The sequence below is a fragment of the Streptomyces sp. NPDC036984 genome (genome assembly GCF_055607665.1).
In genome coordinates this window covers 48,526-69,230 of sequence record NZ_JBVJRL010000026.1, presented here as the reverse complement: position 1 = coordinate 69,230, position 20,705 = coordinate 48,526, and the positions used below count along the sequence as shown (strand labels likewise).

The window sequence follows — 20,705 nt, the reverse complement described above, 5'->3', positions numbered from 1 at the left end:
ATTCTGGCGGGCGTCCCGTTACAGCCCCAACTCCCGAGCGAGGACGGCGGCTTGCACCCGGCTGCGCAGTTCCAGCTTGGCCAGCAGCCGGCTGACGTGCGTCTTCACCGTGCCTTCCGCCATGTCCAGCCGGGCCGCGATCTCCGCGTTCGACAGCCCCTCACCGACGCACCCCAGCACCTCCCGCTCCCGCCGGGTGAGACCCTCCAGCACGGCCGGGTCGGCCTTTGCCTCCCGCGCCGGCACCGCGGCGAACTCGGCGATCAGCCGCCGGGTCACGGCCGGCGCCACGACCCCCTCCCCGCGCGCCACCGTACGGACCGCGTCCAGCAGATCCCGGGCCTCGGTGTTCTTCAGCAGGAACCCGGCCGCACCCGCCCGCAGCGCGCCGAACACGTACTCGTCGAGGTCGAAGGTGGTCAGTACGAGCACGTCCGCGAGCTGCTCGGTGACGATCCGCCGGGTCGCCGACACGCCGTCCAGGCGGGGCATCTGCACGTCCATCAGGACCAGGTCGGGCCTCAGGGTCCGGGCCAGTTCGACCGCCCGCTCGCCGTCCGCCGCCTCGCCGACCACCTCGATGTCCGGCGCGCTGCGCAGGATCAGCACGAGCCCGGCGCGGACGGCGGACTGGTCCTCGGCGACCAGGACACGGATCATGCTTTCAGTCTCCTTCGGTGAGCGGAAGCGTGGCGCGTACGGTCCACAGGGCGCCCTGCGGCCCGGCCTCGAACGTGCCGCCGAGCAGTGCGGCCCGCTCCCGCATCCCGGTGAGACCGGAGCCGGAGCCGGGCGCGCGAGGACCGTCGCCGGGCCGGTACGGGCTGGTCACCCGGATGTCCAGCTGCCCGTCCTCCTGCCGCAGGGACACCCGTACGCCGCCCTCCGCCGCGTGCTTGAGGGCGTTCGTCAGTGACTCCTGCACGATCCGGTAGGCGGCCAGTTCGACCGGTGCCGGCACCTTGCCGTGACCGGCCTCCAGCGTGACATCCAGGCCGTTGGCCCGGGCACTGCCGACCAGGGCGCCGAGGCCGTCCAGCGTGGGGGAGGCGGCGGGCTCCCGGTCCCCGGAGCTGTCGCGCAGGATCCCGATCAGCCGGCGCATCTCGGCCAGCCCCGCCACGCTGTTCTCCCGGATGACGGCCAGCGCCTCCCGGGTGGTCCTCGCGTCGTCGAGGGAGAGCGCCGCCGTGGAGTGGATGGCGATGGCCGACAGATGGTTGGCGACCATGTCATGCAACTCCCTGGCCATCCGGGCCCGTTCGACGGTCACCGCCTGGACGCGGTCCATCTCGGCCAGCAGCGCCGTCTGCTCGGCACGCAGCCGGGCGGACTCGGCAGCTTCACGGTGGTCGCGCACCAGCGCACCGGTGGCCGCGGGTGCCAGCGCGACCACACCCACCCCCACACCGATCAGCAGGCCCCGCGGATCCCGCCACAGGGCCGCCGGTACGACCCCGCCCAGCACGGTCAGGAAACCGGCGATCCACGGGATGCGGCGGGCGGAGGCGGGGCTGCCGTACAGCACCGCCGCGTACACCAGGTCGGTGTACAGCACGACGGTGGCGATGCTGCCGACGGTCACCGTGTCCGCGGCCAGTGCGGCGGTGCCGATCAGCAGGCCGGTGCGGGGCCGGACGCGGCGCAGCGGCTCACAGGCCGCGATGACCACGAGCGGCACCAGCGCGGCCCAGGGGGCGCGCCACAGCACCAGGTCGTCCGCCGCCATGCGCGCATGGATGCCGGGCACCCACAGCAGCACCCCGCCGAGCAGACCGCCCGCGCCGATGAACAGGTCGTGGCGGTGCGGGCGGGGGAACGTGCGGGCCATGCCCCTATCCAACACGGCTCCCGGGCGCCCGGCGTGCACCCCGCGAAGGGTCCCCGGCTGCGACTTTCGCTTACGGCGGTTTCGTCTGCGCCGACGATGTTCCGCGCGGCCGCCCGCGGGACCCTGGACGGGTGAACGAGGGGAGCGAACCGTGATCGTCGGACTGATCATCGCCTGCGAGGTGGCGTTCTGGGTGCTGCTGGCGGCCGGACTGGCCTTCCGGTACGGGCTCCGGATGCCGCGCACCGGCCTGGCCCTGCTGCTGTGCGAGCCGCTGCTGGAGGTCGTGCTCTTCGCGGTCACCGCGATCGACCTCAGGAACGGCGCCGAACCCGACTGGCGGCACGGCCTCGCCGCCGTCTACATCGGCTTCACGGTCGGCCTCGGCCACTCCACCATCCGCTGGGCGGACGCCCGGGTGGCCCACCGCTTCGCCGGCGGCCCGCCCCCGGTCAAGCCGCCGAAGTACGGCACGGCCCGTGCCGTCCACGAGTGGAAGGTCGCGGGCCGCTGGATCCTGTCCTCGGTCGTCGCCCTCGCCCTGCTCCAGGGCGCCGTCTGGTACGTCGGCGACCACGGCGACACCGGCTCGCTGCGCGCCTGGCAGATGCGCATGCTCTGGGTGATCGGCATCAACCTGGTCATCGCCGCCAGTTACACCTTCCTCCCCAAGCGGGAGCCCGAGGGCAAGGCTGCCGGGAATCCGCTCGACAGCGAGGCGGGCGCCGGGACATCATCCCGGCGATGACACGTACCGACACGCCTCCCGCCTGGGACGAGCGCACACAGCTGACCACCTTCCTCGACTACGTCCGCGCCACCGCGCGCGCCAAGTGCGCGGAACTGTCCGACGAGGACGCCCGCAAGGCGCTCCTGCCCGGCTCGCCGCTGATGACCCTGAGCGGGCTGATCAACCATCTGCGCTGGGTCGAGTACTACTGGTTCCGGGTCGTCTTCCTCGGGGAGGAGGACGAGGGCCCCTGGACCGAGGAGGATCCCGACCGCGAGATGCGCATAGCCGTCGACATCCCCTTGTCACGGCTGCTCGCCGAGTACGCCGAGGAGTCCGCGCGGCACAACGAACTCGTCGCCGCGCACGACCTGGACACCAAGGCGCGGCGGAAGCGGGACGACGGCAGCGCGCGCGACCTGCGCTGGATCCTGCTGCACCTCATCGAGGAGACGGCCCGGCACAACGGCCACCTCGACATCCTGCGCGAGATGACCGACGGCCGCACCGGCGACTAGTCGCCGACAGCAGGGTCTAGCGCTCCCCGCCCGGTACCCACAGCACGTCGCCGGTCTCCCGGTTGGCGCTGCGGGCCAGGATGAAGAGCAGGTCGGAGAGGCGGTTGAGGTAGGTCGCGGTGAGCGGGTTCATCGTCTCGCCGTGCACCTCCAGGGCCGCCCAGGTGGAGCGCTCGGCCCGGCGTACGACCGTGCACGCCTGGTGGAGGAGGGCCGCACCCGGGGTGCCCCCGGGGAGGATGAAGGAGCGCAGCTTCTCCAGCCGCTCGTTGAAGCGGTCGCAGTCCGCCTCCAGCCGGTCGACGTAGAACTGCTCGACCCGCAGCGGCGGGAACTGCGGGTTCTCCACCACCGGCGTCGACAGGTCCGCACCCACGTCGAACAGGTCGTTCTGGACGCGGGTGAGGACCGTGGCGATCTCCTCCTCCAGGCCGCCCAGCGCGATCGCGGTGCCGATCACCGCGTTGGCCTCGTTGGCGTCCGCGTAGGCGGAGATCCGGAGGTCGGTCTTGGGTACCCGGCTCATGTCGCCGAGGCTGGTGGTGCCCTGGTCGCCGGTCCTGGTGTAGATGCGCGTCAGATTGACCATGCGGCCAGCGTAGTTACGCCCCGGCCGTCCGGAACACCCGTGTGCCCGCCGTCACGGTCAGCGCCGCGAAGGCGACGGCGACCAGGACGCCGTAGAGCATGTGCGCGCTCGTGTACGCGCCGACGTACGCGTCACGGACCGCGTCCACCAGATAGCGGAACGGGACGAAGTGCGACAGCACGTCCAGCCAGGCCGGTGCCAGGGTCATCGGCAGCATCAGGCCCGACAGCAGCATCGACGGCATCGACACCGCGTTGATCAGCGGCCCGAACTCCTGCGGGGTGCGGACCTTCATGCCGAGCGCGTACGACAGCGAGGCCAGCGAGAGTGTGAGCAGGGCGACGAAGGCGAAGCCGATCAGGATGCCGGCCAGCGGCGCGCGCAGGCCCATCGCCAGCGCGGCCAGCACCAGCAGCACCGCCTGGAAGACGAACACCGTGGCGTCCCGCAGCACCCGGCCGAGCAGCAGGGCGAGCCGGCTCACCGGGGTCACCCGCATCCGCTCCACCACCCCCTGCCCCTTCTCGATGATGACCGTGAACCCCGCGAACAGGGCCCCGAACAGGCCGAGCTGGAGCAGCAGCCCGGGGACGAGCACCTGCCAGGAGCTGCCCTTGCCGCCGAGCGGCAGGTCCGTGAGCAGCGGCCCGAAGAACAGCAGGTAGAGCAGGGGTGTGAGCACGCCGAAGAGCAGGGCGAAGCGGGAACGCAGCGACTGGCGCAGATAACGGCCGTAGATGAGGGCCGTGTCGTGGAGAAGCATCGAAAGAGTCCTGTACGTCCTGTGTGTCCTATACGGCTACGGGGGCCGTGTCGGCCGGGGCGGGCCCGCGGCCGGTGACGGCGAGGAAGGTGTCCTGGAGCGTGGCGTCCAGCGAGCCGCCGTAGCGCAGTTTGAGCGCGGCCGGGGTGCCCTCGGCGGCGACCGTGCCCCGGTCGACGATCACCAGGCGGTCGGCGAGGGCGTCGGCCTCGTCCAGGTAGTGGGTGGTCAGGAAGACGGTCGTGCCGTGCTCGTCGCGCAGCCGGCGGACCAGGGCCCACAGGTCGGCGCGGCTGCCGGGGTCCAGGCCGGTCGTCGGCTCGTCCAGGAACAGCACCTTCGGCCGGTGGGTGAGCGCCATCGCGATGTCCAGCCGGCGCCGCTGGCCGCCCGAGAGTGCGCCGGTCTTCCGGTCGAGGAGTTCGGCGAGGTCCAGCTCGCGGGCCAGTTCTCCGGCGCGTGCGACCGCCTCGGCCCTCGGCAGGCGGTACAGCCGGCCCTGGGTGACCAGCTCCTCCCGCGCGGTGATCTGCGGGTCCACTCCGCCGGACTGGGCGACATAGCCGCTCGCCCGGCGCACCCCGGCCGGGTCGGTCGCCAGGTCGCAGCCGGCGACCGTGGCCGCGCCGCCGGTCGGCTTCAGCAGGGTGGTGAGCATGCGCAGGGTGGTCGTCTTGCCGGCGCCGTTGGGGCCGAGGAAGCCGAGGATCTCGCCCTCGCGGACGGTGAGGTCGATCCCGCGGACGGCGTCGACGGGGCCGGCTTTCGTGTGGAAGGTGCGGGCGAGGCCCGCCGTGCTGATGACTGCTGCCATGCCGACCAGAAAAACAGAGTCCCTGAAAATTTGCAATGACCCCAAAATTTCACCTGCCCCAGCGAAGTTAGGATGCGGGCATGGCTGAAGGGCTCAGGGAGCGGAAGAAACGGCAGACCCGGCAGTACATCTCGGACGTCGCCACGGCCCTCTTCGTGGAGCGCGGGTTCGACGTGGTGACCGTCGCGGAGATCGCCGAGGCCGCCGACGTCTCCGTCAACACCGTCTACAACTACTTCCCCGCCAAGGAGGACCTCTTCTTCGACCGCTCGGCCGGCGTGATCGACCGGCTGGCCCGCTGGGTGCGGGGGCGCCCGGCGGGGGAGTCGGCCGCCGCCGCGGTCCTGCGCGAGCTGCGCGAGGAGGTCGAGGCCGTCTCGCCCAGGGTCGGCCTGCTCCCCGGATACGCGGCCTTCATGAAGGTCGTCGAGGACGCGCCCGCGCTGCGCTCCCGGCTGTGGGCGATCGCCCAGGAGGTTCAGGCCAATCTGGAAGAGGTGCTGCGCGAGGAGACCGGTGCGGCGGACGGCGACGAGCTGCCGCACCTGATGGCGGGTCAGATCGGCTGGGTGCACAGCACCGTCATGGCGGTCATCGGTCGCGAAATGGTCAAGGGGCGCGAACCGCGCGAAGTATCACGAGAGGTACTCGTACTCCTGGATGACATCGAGGACCTGTTGAGCGAAAAGGTGCTCAACTACGCCGTCCGAGGCGCGGCATGACCCCTGCCGGTGTGATGTCCGTCAAATGAGACGTGACGCGCGTTACTTACCGGTCACACAGCGCCGCCGGAGCGCTATGGTCCCGCCGGAGAGGGAGACTTTCACCGCGTTCAAGGGAGTCGGAGTGGCACGGAAGCTCGCCGTCATCGGGGCCGGTCTCATGGGGGCCGGCATCGCCCAGGTCGCCGCGCAGGCGGGCTGGGAGGTCGTCCTGCGGGACGTCACCGACGAGGCACTGAAGCGTGGCACCGACGGCATCAAGGCGTCGTACGACAAGTTCGTCGGCAAGGGCAAGCTGTCCGCCGAGGACGCCGAGGCCGCCCTTGCGCGCATCACCCCGACCACCGACCTGGACGCGGCCGCCGAGGCCGACGTCGTCGTGGAGGCCGTCTTCGAGAAGCTGGAGGTCAAGCACGAGATCTTCCGCGCGCTCGACAAGATCGTGCGGGCGGACACCGTGCTCGCCTCCAACACCTCCGCCATCCCGATCACCAAGATCGCGGCGGCCACCGAGCACCCCGAGCGGGTCGTCGGCGTCCACTTCTTCTCGCCGGTGCCGATGATGCAGCTCGTCGAGCTCGTCCGCGGCTACAAGACCAGCGACGAAACCCTCGCCACCGCGCGGGAGTTCGCCGAGTCCGTCGGCAAGACCTGCATCGTCGTCAACCGGGACGTGGCCGGCTTCGTCACCACCCGTCTCATCTCGGCCCTGGTGGTCGAGGCGGTCAAGCTGTACGAGTCCGGCGTCGCCACCGCCGAGGACATCGACCTCGCCTGCAAGCTGGGCTTCGGTCACGCCATGGGCCCGCTGGCCACCGCCGACCTGACCGGCGTGGACATCCTGCTGCACGCGGCCGGCAACATCTACACCGAGTCCCAGGACGAGAAGTTCGCCCCGCCGGAGCTGATGCGCCGGATGGTGGACGCCGGTGACATCGGCCGCAAGAGCGGGCAGGGCTTCTACAAGTACTGAGTCACCCGTCCACGCCCAACCACCCCGGGAGTTTCACTCCCGGGGGTGAATTCGGTATCGGTTCGCTTACAACCAGCAACCGTACCGCCACCCGCACAGTCAGACGTTGCACAGCACCGTCACCGAGTACGCCAACCGCACTCAACGGGGAGCGCATATGTACATCAGGGGCGACCACGCCGAGCTGGTCGTCGGGGGCCGCCTCGACGTCCGCAGCGCGGCGGACGCCCGTACGGCTCTGCACACGGCCGTCGACACCGGAGTCGGCGACCTGGTGCTCGACCTGTCCGAACTGGACTCCTGGGATGCCACCGGACTCGGGGTGATCATGGGTGCCCACCGGCGGGCCGGCCGCTGCGGGCGCCGCCTGGTGCTGCGGGGCGTGCCACCGCAGATGCAGCGCCTGCTGGTGGCCACCCGGCTGCACCGCATCCTCGCCATCGAGGGCGGCATCGGCGTGGAGTCGCTGCCCCGGGTATGAGGTGCGCACGGGGCTGAACCGGGCGACGGGCAGGACCCGGGCGCAGCCGCCGAAGCGCCCGTCGAAGGCAATCCTCACAAGACCGTGACGTCTCGGACCGCATGGCACCCCGCCCTGTCGGAGATACTGAGCGAAGGTTTAGGGTGCGGTCGCCCGCCGTCTCGCAACCCTCGACCGAGCGGGCCCGGACCAGAAGCGACAGCGCGGTGTGCGACAAGGCCGGGAGGGCCGGAACAGGCACACGACGCTTTTGGGGGGCTTGAACCCATGGACGACCCGATCAACGCGGGACCCGAGGAGCAGGGCCAGGCGCACAGCCGCCGCCCCCAGCGGGAATCCCTCACCTCCGACTTCGTCCCGGGCGCGCCCGCGCCCGCCCGGATGGTCCAGCTCGTCTGCGGCGACCTCCAGCTCACCGTCAACCCCGTCGACGGCAGCGAGATAGAACCCTGCCCGCCGGCCGAGCTGCCCGGCAGGCCCCGCAAGCGCAGCGCCGCCGAGCGCGCGGAGACCGAACGCGCCGCCCGGCCGCCGGTACCGCCCGGCCCCGCCCAGCCGGCGGTCTCCCTGCTGGAACGCCAGGACGAACGCGAGCGCCTGGTCCGCCTCCTCGCCCGCGGCCGCTCCGTCCGCCTCACCGGCCCGGCAGGCTCCGGACGCACCGCTCTGCTCGACCTGGTCGCCGACGACTGCCTGGACCTCGCCCCCGACGGCGTGGTCCGCCTCAACGGCTTCCACCGCACGGCCGGCGACCTTCTCCACGACCTGTTCCACGCCGTCTACGACGCCCTCCTGCACCGCCCCGACCGCGAGGAACTGGTCGCCTGCGTCCGCGAGATCGGCGCGGTCGTCGTCCTGGACGACCTCGCGTTCGGCGGTGCCCCCCTGGACGAGCTGCTCGACGCCGCCCCCGAGTGCGCCTTCCTGCTCGGCGCCACCCCCGACGTGCCCGCGCCCTCCGCCGGGTCGGACCTGGAGGAGGTCTTCCTCGGCGGCCTCGACCGCGCCGCCGGTGTGGAGCTCCTGGAGCGGACCGTCGGCCGCGTCCTCACCGAGGAGGAGGCCAACTGGGCCGGCGACCTGTGGTTCGAGTCCGAGGGCCTGCCGCTGCGCTTCGTCCAGGCCGGCGCCCTGCTCCGGCAGCGCGAGCAGCTGCGGGCCGACACCGGCGCGGTGGACGAGTACGGCGTCTTCGAGGACGTACGCCGGCCGGCGGACATGCCCGTCGAGCTGGAGGAGGACGTCCCGCTGCCCTCCCTCGGCGAGGCCGCGGCCCCCGCCCCGCTGCTCGCCTCCCGGCTCAGCGCCTCCGCCCGCGCCGCCCTCCGCTTCGCGGTCGCCCTCGACGGCGAGATACCCCACCAGGCCCATCTGCCCGCCCTGGTCGGCGACACCCACGCGGACGCCGCCCTCGGCGAGCTGGCGGGCTGCGGCCTGGTCTCCCCGGTCGGCTCCCGCTACCGCCTCGCGGCCGGGGTGCGGACCCAGCTGGAGGCCGCCGGATACGCCGAGGACGCGGCCGGCCACGCCCTCACCGCCGCCCAGCACTACGCCTGGTGGGCCGGCCACCCCTCGGTCACCCCCGAACGGGTGTGCGCCGAAGCCGACGCGGTCCTGGCCGCGCTCGCCGCCGTCGTACCGCAGACGGCCCCGCCCGCCGAGGGCGAGGAGAGCAGCGCCGTACGGCTGGCCCGCACGGCCGCGCCCGCCTTCGCCGCCGGACTCCACTGGAGCGCCTGGGAACGGGCCCTGCGGTCCGGCGCGGAAGCCTCCCGGCTGGCCGGTGAGGTGACTGAACAAGCCTATTTCCACCACGAGTTGGGGATCCTCGCACTCTGCGGCGGACAGCTCGACCGGGCCCGCGCCGAGCTGGAGGCGTCGGGCGGGCTGCGCGGCGCGCTCGCCGACAAGCGGGGCGCGGTCGCCGGCCGCCGGGCTCTGGCGCTGCTCGCCGACCGGGCCGGCGAGGTGCCCGGGCCGCCGGTGGCGGCGGGGGCGGAGCCGGGGCAGGAACGGCACGAGGAGCCGGCGCCACCGCTGCCCGGCCCGGCCGGCGACACCCTGCTCACCCCGCGGGCCGTGGTGCCCGGGGCGCGGGCCGGCGGCCTGCGGCGCCTGGCCCGGCGCAACCTGGTGGCGGCCGGCTCCGGCGCGCTGCTCGCCGCCGTGCTCGGTACGGTCGTCACGCTCGGCATGACGTCCGATCAGGAGGGCGACCGGAACCCGGCGGGCAAGGTCGAGGTCAACCCGTCGGCCACCCTGGGCGTGGACGACGGCGGCCCGGGCACGGACCCGACCGACACCGGCGGCACGGGCGGCACCGGCGCGGCCGGCGGCCGGCCCACGTCACCGGGCCCCGACGGCACCTACGGCACCGCGGACGACCCGGCGTCGCCGGACGGCACGCCCGGCCCCTCGGACAGCGCCGAGCCGTCCCCCTCCGGCACGTCCTCCGGCTCACCGTCCAAGTCCCCCAAGCCGTCGACGTCGACCGGCTCGTCGAGCGGCGGTACGACGGGGGGCACCACCGGTGGCACGACGGGCGGTACCTCGGGCGGCACCACCGGTGGCACGACGACCGGTGGCACGACGGGCGGGACCACGGGCGGCGACAGCGGCGGCAGCGACACCGGGGGCTCCACCGGCACGACGGGCGGCACCGCCGGCGACACGACCGGCGGCGGCTCGACGGGCACCACCACCGGTGACACGACCGGCGGCGGCTCGACGGGCACCACCGGCGACACGACGACCGGCGGGACGGACGGCTCCGCCGGGGGGACGTCGAGCAGCGCATCGGCATCACAGAGCGCACCGGGGGCGGCCGGCGCCGTGATGTGACGGCGGAGAACAGGGTGCAGGCGAAGAAAGGGTGCCGACGGGTTCTCCGGCGGTGCCCGACGGGCCTTGGCCGGTTCGGCACCGCCGGAAACCGCCGTACGGGCTGAGCGCCGTCGCGGCGGAGAAAAGGCGGGCGGCGGAGCAAAGGGGCGCGGCGGAGTAGGGCGGGCCGACCGAGAAGGCGAGAGGCGCCGGAGAAGGTGCGGGGCCGGGTGGGAGAACCCGGCCGAACTCGGCGGAGCCAGTGGGCGCCGGAGAAGGTGGGGGGCCGGGTGGGAGAACCCGGCCGAACTCGGCGGAGCCAGTGGGTCAGAACAGGCGGAGCTTGTCGTCCTCGATGCCGCGCAGCGCGTTGTAGTCCAGGATCTGGCAGTTGATGCCGCGGTCGGTGGCGAGGACGCGGGCCTGGGGCTTGATCTCCTGGGCGGCGAAGATGCCGCGGACCGGCGCCAAGTGGGGATCGCGGTTCAACAGCTCCAGATAGCGCGTGAGTTGCTCCACGCCGTCGATCTCGCCCCGGCGCTTGATCTCCACCGCGACCGTCTGGCCGTCGGCGTCCCGGCACAGGATGTCCACCGGTCCGATCGCGGTCATGTACTCGCGGCGGATGAGGGTGTACCCCTCGCCCAGCGTCTCGATGCGGTCGGCGAGCAGTTCCTGGAGGTGCGCTTCCACGCCGTCCTTGATCAGGCCGGGATCCACACCGAGTTCGTGCGAGGAGTCGTGCAGGATCTCCTCCATCGTGATGATCAGTTTCTCGCCCGCCTTGTTGACGACGGTCCACACGCCCTCGTCCTCGCCCGAACCCTCCTTGAGGGTGCAGGGCGGCGACATCCAGTTGAGCGGCTTGTAGGCCCGGTCGTCGGCGTGGATCGAGACGCTGCCGTCCGCCTTGACCAGGATCAGGCGGGGCGCCGAGGGCAGGTGGGCGGTGAGCCGGCCGGCGTAGTCGACCGAGCATCGGGCAATGACGAGACGCATGGTCGGCAACGCTACTCGACGCGCGCCGGTGCACGCGATCCGCCCATCCCGCTCCCTGTGAATCACCCCAATTGTCCCTGGAAACTCTTGTTCATCCCTGGCCGATAGTGAGCATGAGCAGACCGTTCCATATACGCATTCTGCTGGTGTGGTCACCGACCGTTGCCTACCGTAGAGAACGGGAGGTTGCGGCCTCTGTACGGAGCGTGTTCGAAATCGCGAACTCCCTGACCTGTCCGGCAACCCCTGCTCTTACGGGGGTGCGAGAGGAGAACCCATGTCGCTCGACGTCTCACCGGCCCTACTCGAACAGGCCGAGCGAGGCGAGGTCGACGAAGCAGCATTCGTCGACTGCGTCCGGACCTCCCTGCCCTACGCATGGGAGATGATCAGCTCCCTGGTGGCCCAGCTGAAGGTCGACGGCGGCCCCTTCGCCGACAACCAGACGCCCCCGCCGGACGAGCAGGCGCGCGGTCAGCTGCTGCGTGCGCTCGCGAGTGACGCCATCCGCGGCGCGCTGCAGCGGCACTTCGGTGTGCGGCTGGCCTTCCAGAACTGCCATCGCGTGGCGGTGTTCCCGCTGGACGCCTCGGTGGACGAGACGTTGGCCCGCTTCACATCGGTGCGCAACCAGTTGCTGAACCAGTCGCCGGAGCTTCGGGACTGCTGACGCCGCTTCGGTGCGGCCGAGGCACTAAGCCGCCGGCTTGCCGCTCCACCCGCGGGAGGTGCATTTCAGTACTGGGGCGGCAAGCCCCCCAGGTGGCTTGCGCGAGGGGGGTGCGTCAACGCAACTGGGGCAGCACCTCCGCGCCGAGCCGGCGGAGGTTCTCCTCCGTGGCCGCGAGGTCGCCCGAGCCCTCCGTCAGCAGGGCGAAGCGGGAGATGCCGGTGCGCTCCGCGGTGGCCGCGAGCCGGTCGGCGGCGAGCCGAGGGGTGCCGACCGGATGCAGTCCGCAGAGCAGTTCGGTGTAGGCGTACGGGTCGCGCTTCGCGCGCGCCCGTCCGTCCACCGTCACATGGGCGTCCAGGCCCTGCCTCAGCCAGCCGGGCATCGCCTTCAGCAGCGTCTCCGCCGCGTCCGTGCGCCGGTCGGCGAGCTGGCAGACGCCGGCCGAGACGTGCGCGGCACCCGTGATCTCCTCGGCCGACCGGCCCGCCGCGCGGGCGCAGCGCCGCCACAGGGCGACCATCTCGGCCTTCTCCTCGTCCCCGACGTGCATGCCGAGCAGCATCGGCAGCCCGCGCTCGGCGGCCAGCCGGACGCTCGACGGCGAGGTGCAGGCGAGGACGACCTCGGGGCCGGGGGTGTCCGTCAGGGCCTCCGACGGGCGGGGCACCACCGGAACCTCGCGGAAGGAGAAGCGCTCGCCGGATGCCGCCACGGACGGCTCGCTCAGCCAGCGCAGCAGCAGATCGAGCGACTCCGGGAACCCTTGTTCGTACGCCTCGAGGCCCGCGCCGAACACCTCCAGGTCCACCCAGGGGCCGCCGCGCCCGACGCCCAGCGTGAACCGGCCGCCGCTGGTCAGATGGAGCAGCGCGGCCTGCTCGCCGAGGGTCACCGGGTGGGTGGTCGGCAGTACGCTGACCGCCGTGCCGACCCGGATCCGCTGGGTGCGGCCGAGCAGCAGCGCGGCCAGGGTGATCGCGGACGGGCATGTGCCGTAGGGCACGAAGTGGTGCTCGGCCAGCCACACCGCGTCCAGCCCGGCCTGCTCGGCCACCTCGGCCGAGCGGACCGCCCGGTGCAGGGCCTCCCCGGGGCCCTGGCCCGGGAACTGGGCGGCCAGCACAAAACTTCCTAGGTGCATCGCATTTCCTGCTTCCTTGGCTCCGACCCGGAGCTCCCCCGCCCGGCATAACCGTCTGACACGTGCCCAGGACACGGCCTGGCGAGGAGATTTGCGGATTGTCTGCAGAATGACCCGTTCCGGAGGGGGACTTGTACGGGTTGGTTCCGTACGCGTACCCCACTCGGCGGCGCGTAGGCTGGATGCAGCCCGTGCTTCCTGTATAGCCCCGAGAGGTGTCCCGTGTCCCCGCGCCGCAACCGTCCGAAGGCAGCCGGATCGTCGGGCCGGAGCGCCGAGGACGACCGCGCCGGCCGGTACGGCGGCTGGCAGTCCACGGAGAGCTGGCAGGGCGAGGAGTGGAGCGTGCGGCATGTCGCCGGGGCCGGCGCGCAGGGCAAGACCTACCGCTGCCCGGGCTGCGACCAGCTGATCCCCTCCAGCATGCCGCATGTGGTGGCCTGGCCCGAGCACGCGGGCGTCGACGACCGCAGGCACTGGCACAAGGCGTGCTGGAACGCGAAGGACCGCCGCACCACGCGGGTGCAGCGGTCCCGTAACGCGCCGAGGTTCTAGGGCGCCGGCGCCCCGGAGGCGAGGGGCCTCACACGTCCCGGCTCTGGAGCAGCGCGTACGCGCCCGCGTACACCGCCGCCGTCACACCCACCATGATCCACAGCGGGTCCCAGCCGGACGGGCCCGAATCGGACAGCGAGTTGGCGTAGAACACGCTCAGCTGGTTCGGGATCGAGTACTCGAACAGCCACTCGCGCAGCTTGTTCAGCGACTCCGACACCATGAACAGCGCCAGCACCAGCGGCGCGAGGACCACGCCGATCATGATGGTGATGGCGCCCGCGGAGTGCCGGATGACCGAGCCGATGAGCAGCGAGAGCAGCCCGAGCAGCGCGATGTAGAGGCTGATGCCGACGGTGGCCTTCAACCACTCCGAGCCGGACGGGGTGCGGGCGCCGGTGCCCTCCAGCATGGACGCCTGGACCATGGCCACGAAGCCGGACGTGGCCAGGGTGAAGACGAAGGCGACGGCGAAGAACACGATCGACTTGGCGGCGAGCACCCGGGCCCGGCTGGGGCACGCGGTCATCGTCGTACGGATCATGCCCGTGCCGTACTCCGAGGCCGTGGTCAGCACGCCGAGCGTGATGATGCAGATGCTGCCGAGGAGCAGGCCGAAGAAGCCGAACGCCAGCGGGTTCTCGCCGCTCAGGCCCTCGGAGTCGGAGTTGGCCTCGACCAGCGCGCCGGCCAGCAGGCCGATGCCGACGACGAGCAGCACGAACACGCCGAGCGTCCACATCGTCGAGCGCACGGACTTGATCTTCGTCCACTCGGAGGCCAGCGCATGCCCGAGGTGGGTGCGCACGACCGGGATGGGCGAGGTGTAGCCGGGGTACGGCCCACCGGGCGCGGGTGCGGGGGCCTGCGGCATCGAGGGCTGGTGGGTGCTCATCGGGCGTCCTCGGGCTGGGTCGGGTCGGCAGGGGCGGAGGCGGAGGCGGCGGCCGGGGCGGCCGCGGCGGGTGCCTGCTGCGGCGCGGGCGGGGCGGCCGGGGCCTGCGGGGCGGCGGCCGGGGTCTCCTTGACCAGGGCCGGCGGCTGGTCCTGCGGCGCCGGGGCGGCCGGCTGGGACTGCGCGGGCTGCCCGGCCGGTGCGCTCGGCTGGGCGTACGGGTTGGCCGGGCCGGCCCCCGCGCCCGGAGCGCCGTACCCGCCCGCCGGGGCACCGCCGTACGGGCCCGCGGGCGTGGCCGGCATCGCGAAGGGCTGCCCGCTCTGCTGGGGCGGCGGCGGGGCGTACCAGCCGGGCTGGCCCTGGCCGGGCACCGGCACGGGCGGCTGGGCGCCGGGCGGCAGCGGCTGCTGGAGGCCCGCCTTCTGGTCGACGGTCGAGCGGTAGTCCACGGCGCCCTGCGTCATCCGCATGTACGCCTCCTCCAGCGACGCCTGGTGCGGGGAGAGCTCCCACAGCCGGACGCCCGACTCGTGCGCGAGGTCGCTGATGCGGGGCAGCGGCAGCCCGGTCACCCGGAGCGCGCCGTCCTGCTCGGGCAGCACGTGCCCGCCCGCCTCGGTTAGCGCCGAGCTCAGCTTCTCGCGCAGCTGCGGCTCGGTGTCGGGCGTGCGCACGCGCGCGAAGTCGGCGGAGTTGGCCGAGATGAAGTCCTTCACGCTCATGTCGGCGAGCAGTTGTCCGCGCCCGATGACGATGAGGTGGTCGGCGGTCAGTGCCATCTCGCTCATCAGGTGCGAGGAGACGAAGACCGTACGGCCCTCGGCCGCCAGGGCCTTCATCAGGTTGCGGACCCACAGGATGCCCTCGGGGTCGAGACCGTTGACCGGCTCGTCGAAGAGCAGCACCTGCGGGTCGCCGAGCAGCGCGGCCGCGATGCCCAGGCGCTGGCCCATGCCGAGCGAGAAGCCCTTGGAGCGCTTCCTGGCCACGCCCTGGAGGCCGACGACACCGAGCACCTCGTCCACCCGCCGGGCCGGGATGCCCGACAGCTGGGCGAGGCTCAGCAGATGGTTGCGGGCACTCCGGCCGCCGTGCACGGCCTTGGCGTCGAGCAGCGCGCCGACCTGCCGGGGGGCGTTCGGCAGCTTGCGGTAGGGGTAGCCGCCGATGGTGACCGACCCGGAGGTGGGGTTGTCCAGCCCCAGGATCATCCGCATCGTCGTGGACTTGCCCGAGCCGTTCGGCCCGAGGAAGCCGGTCACGGCACCAGGCCGCACCTGGAAGGAAAGGTTGTACACGGCGGTCTTGTCGCCGTAGCGCTTGGTCAGGCCGACAGCCTCGATCATGCTCCGCACCCATCGAAAGGTTCAGGACAGCGGGGCACACGCCCCCGTAAGGGTTAGGAGGATATCGGGGCGTTGACGGTTCCGCCCAAGAGAAAGTAAAGCCAGAGCACTACTCGGGGTGACGAGGCGCTCTACTGGGCGTCCCGGCGCTTGAGCAGGAGGTAGCCGCCCGCCAGTGCGGCGGCCACCCACAACGCCATGATGCCGAGCCCGGTCCACGGGCCGTACGGCGTGTCGTCGCCGAGACGCGGCACCACCTGCATGATCCGGCTGCCCGCCTGGTCGGGCAGATACCGGCCGGCCCGCTTCGTGGCGTCGACGTTGCCGAGGATGTTGGAGATCAGGAAGAAGAACGGCATCAGGATGCCGAGGGACAGCATCGGCGAGCGCAGCATCGCGGCCACGCCCATCGAGAACACCGCGATCAGCGTCATGTACAGCCCGCCGCCGAACACCGCGCGCAGCACGCCCGGATCGCCGATGCCGGCCCCGTGGGCGCCCAGCATGGCCTGGCCGAGGAAGAACGCGGCGAAGCTGGTGGCCATGCCGACGGCCAGCGCGAGCGCCGAGGCCACCGCGATCTTGCCGAACAGGAACAGGCCGCGCTGCGGCACGGCGGCCAGGGAGACCCGGATCATGCCGGTGCTGTACTCGTTGGAGACGACCAGCACGCCGAACACGATCAGGGCGAGCTGGCCGAGCGTCATCCCGGCGAAGCTGATAACCGTGGGGTCGAAGGAGAGCCGCTGCCGCACGGGCATGCCGTCGTACTGGCTGCTCGCCAGCGCGGAGATCAGCATGCCGAGCGCGACGGTGACCACCACGGCCAGCGACAGCGTCCACACCGTGGACGCCACCGACCGGATCTTGGTCCACTCGGACCGGATGACCTGAACGGCCGCCATGGCTCAGCCCTCCTTCCAGCCGGTGCCCCGGTCCTGCGGGGCGGGACCCGGGCCGGCGTGTGCGTGGTACTCCACCGCCCCAGCCGTCAGCTGCATGAACGCCTCCTCCAGCGAGGCCTGCTGGGTGCTCAGCTCGTGCAGCACGAGTCCGTACCGCGCGGCAAGCTCGCCGATCTGCTCGGCCTTGCCGCCCTCCACCTCCAGCGTCCCGCCACCCGCCTCCACCACGGTGATCCCGGCCTGGTGCAGCACGTCGAGCAGCCGCTCGCGCTGCGGGGAGCGGACGCGGACGTACGAGCGCGAGTTGGTCCGGATGAAGTCGGCCATGGAGGTGTCCGCGAGCAGCCGCCCCTGTCCGATGACGACCAGATGATCGGCGGTCAGCGCCATCTCGCTCATCAGATGGCTGGAGACGAACACCGTCCGCCCCTGTGCGGCCAGCGACTTCATCAAGGTCCGGATCCAGTGGATGCCCTCCGGGTCGAGCCCGTTCACCGGCTCGTCGAACATCAGGATCCGCGGATCCCCGAGCAGCGCGGCGGCGATCCCGAGCCGCTGCCCCATGCCGTACGAGAACCCCTTGGCCTTCTTGCGCGCCACGGTGGTGAGCCCGACGGTCTCCAGCACCTCCGCCACCCGGCCGGGAGGGATGCCGTTGCTCTGCGCCAGGCACAGCAGATGGTGGTAGGCGCTGCGCCCGCCGTGCACGGCCTTCGCGTCGAGCAGCGCCCCGATGTACGTCAACGGGTCTTTCAGCCGGTCGTAGTGCGTGCCGTCGATGCGCACGTCGCCGGCGGTCGGGTGGTCGAGCCCGAGGATCATCCGCATGGTCGTGGACTTCCCGGCCCCGTTGGGTCCGAGAAAACCCGTCACGATGCCCGGCCTGACGGAGAAGGTGAGGTGGTCGACCGCCACCTTCTCGCCGTACCGCTTGGTCAGCCCCTCCAGCTCGATCATGCGGCCACGCTAAGACGGGCTCCGGACGCCTGCCACTTGAACGGTCGCGGTATGCTCCAGCCCCCGTGATCGGCCGGGGGCGCCGGGGGGCGGGGAGACGGGCGGGGGAGACAGTGGTCGAGGACGGCGGACCGCGCGCGGGGTCATGCGGAATCGGGGCGGGACTGGCGGTGGTGGCCGCCGGGGCGGCGGCCGGGCTCGCGGTGTGGCCGTACTCGGCGGCAACGGCCGGCTGTGGACCTTCGCCGCGGCCGACGGGGACCGGATCGGCGAGAGCGACGGGACCATGGTCCTCACCAACCGGTTCGCCGGGCGCACCCAACTCCTGCGCGCGGCCGGTACCTGGGTCGTGGTCAACGGCGAAGGCACCAAGGAACCGCCCCTGTACGGCCTGCGGTAGCAACGGCGAAGGGGCGGCGGGACCGGGTCCCACCGCCCCTCGGAGCGTCGTACGACTGTCCGGACCTACCGGGATTGCTGCGCCGGAACGCCCCGGGAGATCGGCTCGTCGTCGGTGGACGTGCCGGCCGCGGCCACCGCGGCACCGGTCAGCGTGGCGAGCATCTCGCGGACGTTCGTCAGCTGGGCGTTGATGCTGTCGCGGCGGTTGGTGAGCGCCGCCAGCTCCCGCTCGGATTCCGAACGGATCCGGTCGGCCTTGGCGTTGGCGTCGGCCACGATGTCCTCGGCCTGGCGCTGAGCGGTCTCCACCGTCTGGCGGGCGCGGCGCTCGGCGTCGGTGCGCAGCTTCTCCGCCTCCAGGCGCAGCTGCTCGGCCCGGTGCTCGATCTCGGCGAGGCGCTTCTCGGCCTTCTGCTGACGCGAGGCCAGGTCACGCTCGGACTGCTCGCGCCGCTTGGCCAGGTTGGTCTCGAAGTCGGCGGCGGCCTGCGCGGCCTTGGCGCGGGTCTCCTCGAAGAGGGCGTCCGCCTCCTCGCGCTTGGACTGCGCGTCCTTCTGCGCCTCGGCGCGCAGCTGGGAGGCGTCGGACTTGGCCTTCTCGACGATCCGGACGCCCTCGTCCTCGGCCTTGGCCTTGCGCTCGGCCGCGTACGACTCGGCGTCGTTGCGGACCTGCTGGGCCGCCGACTCCGCGAGGTCGCGGTGCTGCTCGGCCGCCCGCCGGGCCTCCTCACGCAGCTCCTTGGCCTCTTCCTCGGCCAGGCGCAGGATCTTCTCGACCCGTGCACCGAGACCCGCGTACGACGGCTCGGCGTCCGTGATCTGAGCCTGGGCGTTCTGCGTTTCGAGGTGCAGCTCCTCGATCCGCTTCTCCAGAGCGGTGATGCGGGCGAGAGCACTGTCACGGTCGGAGACGAGCTTGGAGATACGTTCGTCCACCTGAGCGCGGTCGTACCCACGCCGCACAAGCTCGAAGCCGTAGGGGGAAGTGTCGCTCATGGGGTTCCTGTCGAATGAGACCGGTGAGGTGATAAGGGGAATCCTAGGGGCCGAAGCGGTGTGTCATCGAGCGGATACGATTTTGATCTGGAGAATGGCACCTCTTTTGAGTGGCCGACCGTCGGACGGCTTGCCAAGGAGTCGGGCAAAGACCCCAGAAGACACCGGAACGTCCCTCTTCCGCTAGCTGTCCGAGGACTTTCCACCCGATCGAGGGGCACCCACGGTGGCGCTCGTCTTGACCCCGTTGTCCTTGCCGGCCGACGGCGCCTCGAAGGATTCCAGCGCCTCCAGGACGTCCTGGACACGGGAGATCTCGGCGTTGATGTCCTCGCGCCGGCGCACCAGGATCTCCAGCTCCCGCTTGCCCTCCTCGACCGTGCGCCGGGCCTCGCGGATCGCCTCCGCCTTCAGCTCCTCGGCCTCCTTGATCAGGCGGGCCTTCTTCTGCTCGGCCTCCTTGAGCAGACCCTCCGCCTTCTTGACCGCGGCGATGCGCACCTTGCCCGCCTCGGAGCTGGCGTCCGAGACCAGCTCCTTGGCCTTCGCCTCGGCCTTCGCCAGCTGCTCCTCGGCGGCCTTGATGAGCGCGTCGCAGCGGTCGCCGGTGGACTTCATGGTCTCGGCGGCCTCGCGGCGGGCCCGCTCGTGCAGCTCCTCGATCTCCGTGGTGATGCGGTCGCGCAGCTCCTCCGCGCGCTCCCTTATCGCGGTCGCGTCCCGGCGGGCGCCGACCAGCAGCTCGTCCGCGTCCGTACGCGCCTTCTCCACCAGCGAGTTGCCCTCGATGGTGGCCTCGGAGACGATCCGCTCCGCCTCGCTGCGGGCCGCACCGACCATCGTGTCGGCCTGCGACTCGGCGTCCGCGGTGGTCTTCAGGGCCTGCCCCTGCGCCTCGGTGAGCAGCTTGTCGGCCTCGGCCGTGGTCTCCGTGATGAGCTTGTCGACCTGCTCGGCCGCCTCGGAGCGCCGCTTGTTGGCGTCCTTGCGGGCCTCGTCCAGGGCCCGCTCGGCCTCCTCGCGCGCGGAGTTGACGAGCCGCTCGGCCGCTTCTTCCGCGTCCGCCTTCAGCTGCTCGGCCTCGGCCCGCACCCGCTCCGCGTGCGCCTGGGCGGAGCCGACCGTCTCGGCGGCCTCGGCGCGCAGCCGTTCGGCCTCGTCGGTGGCCTCCCCGAGGAGCTGTTCGGCCTTGGCGACCGCCTCGGCACGGACCCGGTCCGCCTCGGCGACGGTTTCGCTCTGGAGCCGTTCGGCCTCGTTGCGGGCTTCGGTGATGAGGGTGTCGGCCTGGGTCGCCGCGTCCGAGCGGATGCGGTTGGCGTCCTCGCGGGCGTCCGCCCGGGTCCGGGTCGCCGCCTCGGTGGCCTCGGCGAGCGTCTCCGACGCCTCCGTCCGGATCCGCTCCGCCTCGGCGGCGGTCTCGGCCTGGAGCCGCTCGGCCTCCGTGAGCGCCTCGGTGCGCACCCGGTCCGCCTCGGCCACGGTCTCGGTCTGGAGCCGTTCGGCCTCGTTGCGGGCTTCGGTGATGAGGGTGTCGGCCTGGGTCGCCGCGTCCGAGCGGATGCGGTTGGCGTCCTCGCGGGCGT

The 20,705-nt window shown here is 72.1% G+C and carries 21 protein-coding genes and 1 pseudogene; 9 read left to right on the top strand and 13 right to left on the bottom strand.

Annotation, left to right across the window (positions count from 1 at the left end):
* Nucleotides 1-18: 18 nt before the first annotated feature.
* Together ACZ7DL_RS33185 and ACZ7DL_RS33180 are read right to left on the bottom strand one after the other, a co-directional pair.
* Entirely contained in the window at nucleotides 19-660 is a 642-nt protein-coding gene (locus ACZ7DL_RS33185; protein ID WP_470779912.1) for a response regulator, read from the bottom strand.
* Between the two features lie 4 nt (nucleotides 661-664).
* A complete protein-coding gene (locus tag ACZ7DL_RS33180) occupies nucleotides 665-1,831 on the bottom strand; it encodes a sensor histidine kinase (RefSeq protein WP_470779911.1) in 1,167 nt (388 codons plus the stop codon).
* A gap of 151 nt (nucleotides 1,832-1,982) precedes the next feature.
* Between ACZ7DL_RS33180 and ACZ7DL_RS33175 the strand changes: the two genes are divergently transcribed.
* Complete coding sequence (locus ACZ7DL_RS33175; RefSeq protein WP_470779910.1) at nucleotides 1,983-2,579, top strand: hypothetical protein; 597 nt, start codon at nucleotides 1,983-1,985, stop codon at nucleotides 2,577-2,579.
* Nucleotides 2,576-3,079, top strand: coding sequence for a DinB family protein (locus ACZ7DL_RS33170; RefSeq protein WP_470779909.1), 504 nt, complete (start codon nucleotides 2,576-2,578; stop codon nucleotides 3,077-3,079). The genes ACZ7DL_RS33175 and ACZ7DL_RS33170 overlap by 4 nt, the downstream gene beginning before the upstream one ends.
* Before the next feature lie 16 nt (nucleotides 3,080-3,095).
* Here ACZ7DL_RS33170 and ACZ7DL_RS33165 read toward each other — a convergent pair whose 3' ends face one another.
* The 3 genes from ACZ7DL_RS33165 to ACZ7DL_RS33155 are packed head-to-tail and all read right to left on the bottom strand — an operon-like array spanning nucleotide 3,096 to nucleotide 5,245.
* A complete protein-coding gene (locus tag ACZ7DL_RS33165; protein WP_470779907.1) occupies nucleotides 3,096-3,668 on the bottom strand; it encodes a cob(I)yrinic acid a,c-diamide adenosyltransferase in 573 nt (190 codons plus the stop codon).
* A gap of 13 nt (nucleotides 3,669-3,681) precedes the next feature.
* Nucleotides 3,682-4,431 carry an ABC transporter permease gene (locus ACZ7DL_RS33160; RefSeq protein WP_470779906.1) on the bottom strand — a complete coding sequence of 250 codons (750 nt, stop codon included), beginning with the start codon at nucleotides 4,429-4,431 and terminating at the stop codon, nucleotides 3,682-3,684.
* 28 nt (nucleotides 4,432-4,459) lie between these two features.
* Nucleotides 4,460-5,245 (bottom strand): ABC transporter ATP-binding protein, encoded by a 786-nt coding sequence (locus ACZ7DL_RS33155; protein WP_470779904.1) that lies wholly within the window; start codon nucleotides 5,243-5,245, stop codon nucleotides 4,460-4,462.
* Nucleotides 5,246-5,325: 80 nt separating this feature from the next.
* On the opposite strand from ACZ7DL_RS33155, the gene ACZ7DL_RS33150 reads away from it, so the two are divergent.
* From ACZ7DL_RS33150 to ACZ7DL_RS33135, 4 genes are all read left to right on the top strand, one after another.
* Nucleotides 5,326-5,967 (top strand): TetR/AcrR family transcriptional regulator, encoded by a 642-nt coding sequence (locus tag ACZ7DL_RS33150; protein WP_470779902.1) that lies wholly within the window; start codon nucleotides 5,326-5,328, stop codon nucleotides 5,965-5,967.
* A 124-nt stretch (nucleotides 5,968-6,091) separates the two neighbouring features.
* The gene (locus ACZ7DL_RS33145; RefSeq protein ID WP_470779901.1) at nucleotides 6,092-6,940 is read left to right on the top strand and encodes a 3-hydroxyacyl-CoA dehydrogenase family protein; all 849 of its coding nucleotides are present in this window, start codon (nucleotides 6,092-6,094) and stop codon (nucleotides 6,938-6,940) included.
* A 157-nt stretch (nucleotides 6,941-7,097) separates the two neighbouring features.
* Nucleotides 7,098-7,421, top strand: a complete 324-nt coding sequence (locus tag ACZ7DL_RS33140; protein ID WP_360745921.1) for an STAS domain-containing protein — start codon at nucleotides 7,098-7,100, stop codon at nucleotides 7,419-7,421.
* 267 nt (nucleotides 7,422-7,688) lie between these two features.
* Nucleotides 7,689-10,262, top strand: coding sequence for a P-loop NTPase family protein (locus tag ACZ7DL_RS33135; RefSeq protein ID WP_470779900.1), 2,574 nt, complete (start codon nucleotides 7,689-7,691; stop codon nucleotides 10,260-10,262).
* A gap of 309 nt (nucleotides 10,263-10,571) precedes the next feature.
* Here ACZ7DL_RS33135 and nucS read toward each other — a convergent pair whose 3' ends face one another.
* Complete coding sequence (gene nucS, locus ACZ7DL_RS33130; RefSeq protein WP_470779898.1) at nucleotides 10,572-11,243, bottom strand: endonuclease NucS; 672 nt, start codon at nucleotides 11,241-11,243, stop codon at nucleotides 10,572-10,574.
* 277 nt (nucleotides 11,244-11,520) lie between these two features.
* Between nucS and ACZ7DL_RS33125 the strand changes: the two genes are divergently transcribed.
* Nucleotides 11,521-11,913, top strand: coding sequence for an SCO5389 family protein (locus ACZ7DL_RS33125; protein ID WP_014675028.1), 393 nt, complete (start codon nucleotides 11,521-11,523; stop codon nucleotides 11,911-11,913).
* Between the two features lie 115 nt (nucleotides 11,914-12,028).
* Here the strand turns inward: ACZ7DL_RS33125 and ACZ7DL_RS33120 are convergent, their stop codons facing one another.
* On the bottom strand, nucleotides 12,029-13,057 hold the full coding sequence (locus ACZ7DL_RS33120; RefSeq protein WP_470779896.1) for an LLM class flavin-dependent oxidoreductase: 1,029 nt from the start codon (nucleotides 13,055-13,057) through the stop codon (nucleotides 12,029-12,031).
* 222 nt (nucleotides 13,058-13,279) lie between these two features.
* Here ACZ7DL_RS33120 and ACZ7DL_RS33115 point away from each other — a divergent pair, with 222 nt between their 5' ends.
* Nucleotides 13,280-13,612 (top strand): ATP/GTP-binding protein, encoded by a 333-nt coding sequence (locus ACZ7DL_RS33115; RefSeq protein WP_470779895.1) that lies wholly within the window; start codon nucleotides 13,280-13,282, stop codon nucleotides 13,610-13,612.
* Between the two features lie 28 nt (nucleotides 13,613-13,640).
* On the opposite strand, the gene ACZ7DL_RS33110 is transcribed toward ACZ7DL_RS33115, so the two are convergent.
* The 4 genes from ACZ7DL_RS33110 to ACZ7DL_RS33095 all read right to left on the bottom strand — a co-directional run bounded on the left by ACZ7DL_RS33110 (nucleotide 13,641) and on the right by ACZ7DL_RS33095 (nucleotide 17,718).
* The gene (locus ACZ7DL_RS33110; protein WP_470779894.1) at nucleotides 13,641-14,507 is read right to left on the bottom strand and encodes an ABC transporter permease; all 867 of its coding nucleotides are present in this window, start codon (nucleotides 14,505-14,507) and stop codon (nucleotides 13,641-13,643) included.
* Nucleotides 14,504-15,856 carry an ABC transporter ATP-binding protein gene (locus ACZ7DL_RS33105; protein WP_470779893.1) on the bottom strand — a complete coding sequence of 451 codons (1,353 nt, stop codon included), beginning with the start codon at nucleotides 15,854-15,856 and terminating at the stop codon, nucleotides 14,504-14,506. The genes ACZ7DL_RS33110 and ACZ7DL_RS33105 overlap by 4 nt, the downstream gene beginning before the upstream one ends.
* Before the next feature lie 131 nt (nucleotides 15,857-15,987).
* Nucleotides 15,988-16,761 (bottom strand): ABC transporter permease, encoded by a 774-nt coding sequence (locus ACZ7DL_RS33100; RefSeq protein ID WP_470779892.1) that lies wholly within the window; start codon nucleotides 16,759-16,761, stop codon nucleotides 15,988-15,990.
* A gap of 3 nt (nucleotides 16,762-16,764) precedes the next feature.
* Complete coding sequence (locus ACZ7DL_RS33095; RefSeq protein ID WP_470779891.1) at nucleotides 16,765-17,718, bottom strand: ATP-binding cassette domain-containing protein; 954 nt, start codon at nucleotides 17,716-17,718, stop codon at nucleotides 16,765-16,767.
* Between the two features lie 205 nt (nucleotides 17,719-17,923).
* Between ACZ7DL_RS33095 and ACZ7DL_RS33090 the strand changes: the two genes are divergently transcribed.
* The gene (locus ACZ7DL_RS33090) at nucleotides 17,924-18,118 is read left to right on the top strand and encodes a hypothetical protein (protein WP_470779889.1); all 195 of its coding nucleotides are present in this window, start codon (nucleotides 17,924-17,926) and stop codon (nucleotides 18,116-18,118) included.
* A 65-nt stretch (nucleotides 18,119-18,183) separates the two neighbouring features.
* Here the strand turns inward: ACZ7DL_RS33090 and ACZ7DL_RS33085 are convergent, their stop codons facing one another.
* Complete coding sequence (locus ACZ7DL_RS33085) at nucleotides 18,184-19,119, bottom strand: coiled-coil domain-containing protein (protein WP_189819504.1); 936 nt, start codon at nucleotides 19,117-19,119, stop codon at nucleotides 18,184-18,186.
* 183 nt (nucleotides 19,120-19,302) lie between these two features.
* Nucleotides 19,303-20,705, bottom strand: a pseudogene (locus ACZ7DL_RS33080) (hypothetical protein); the annotation flags it as partial.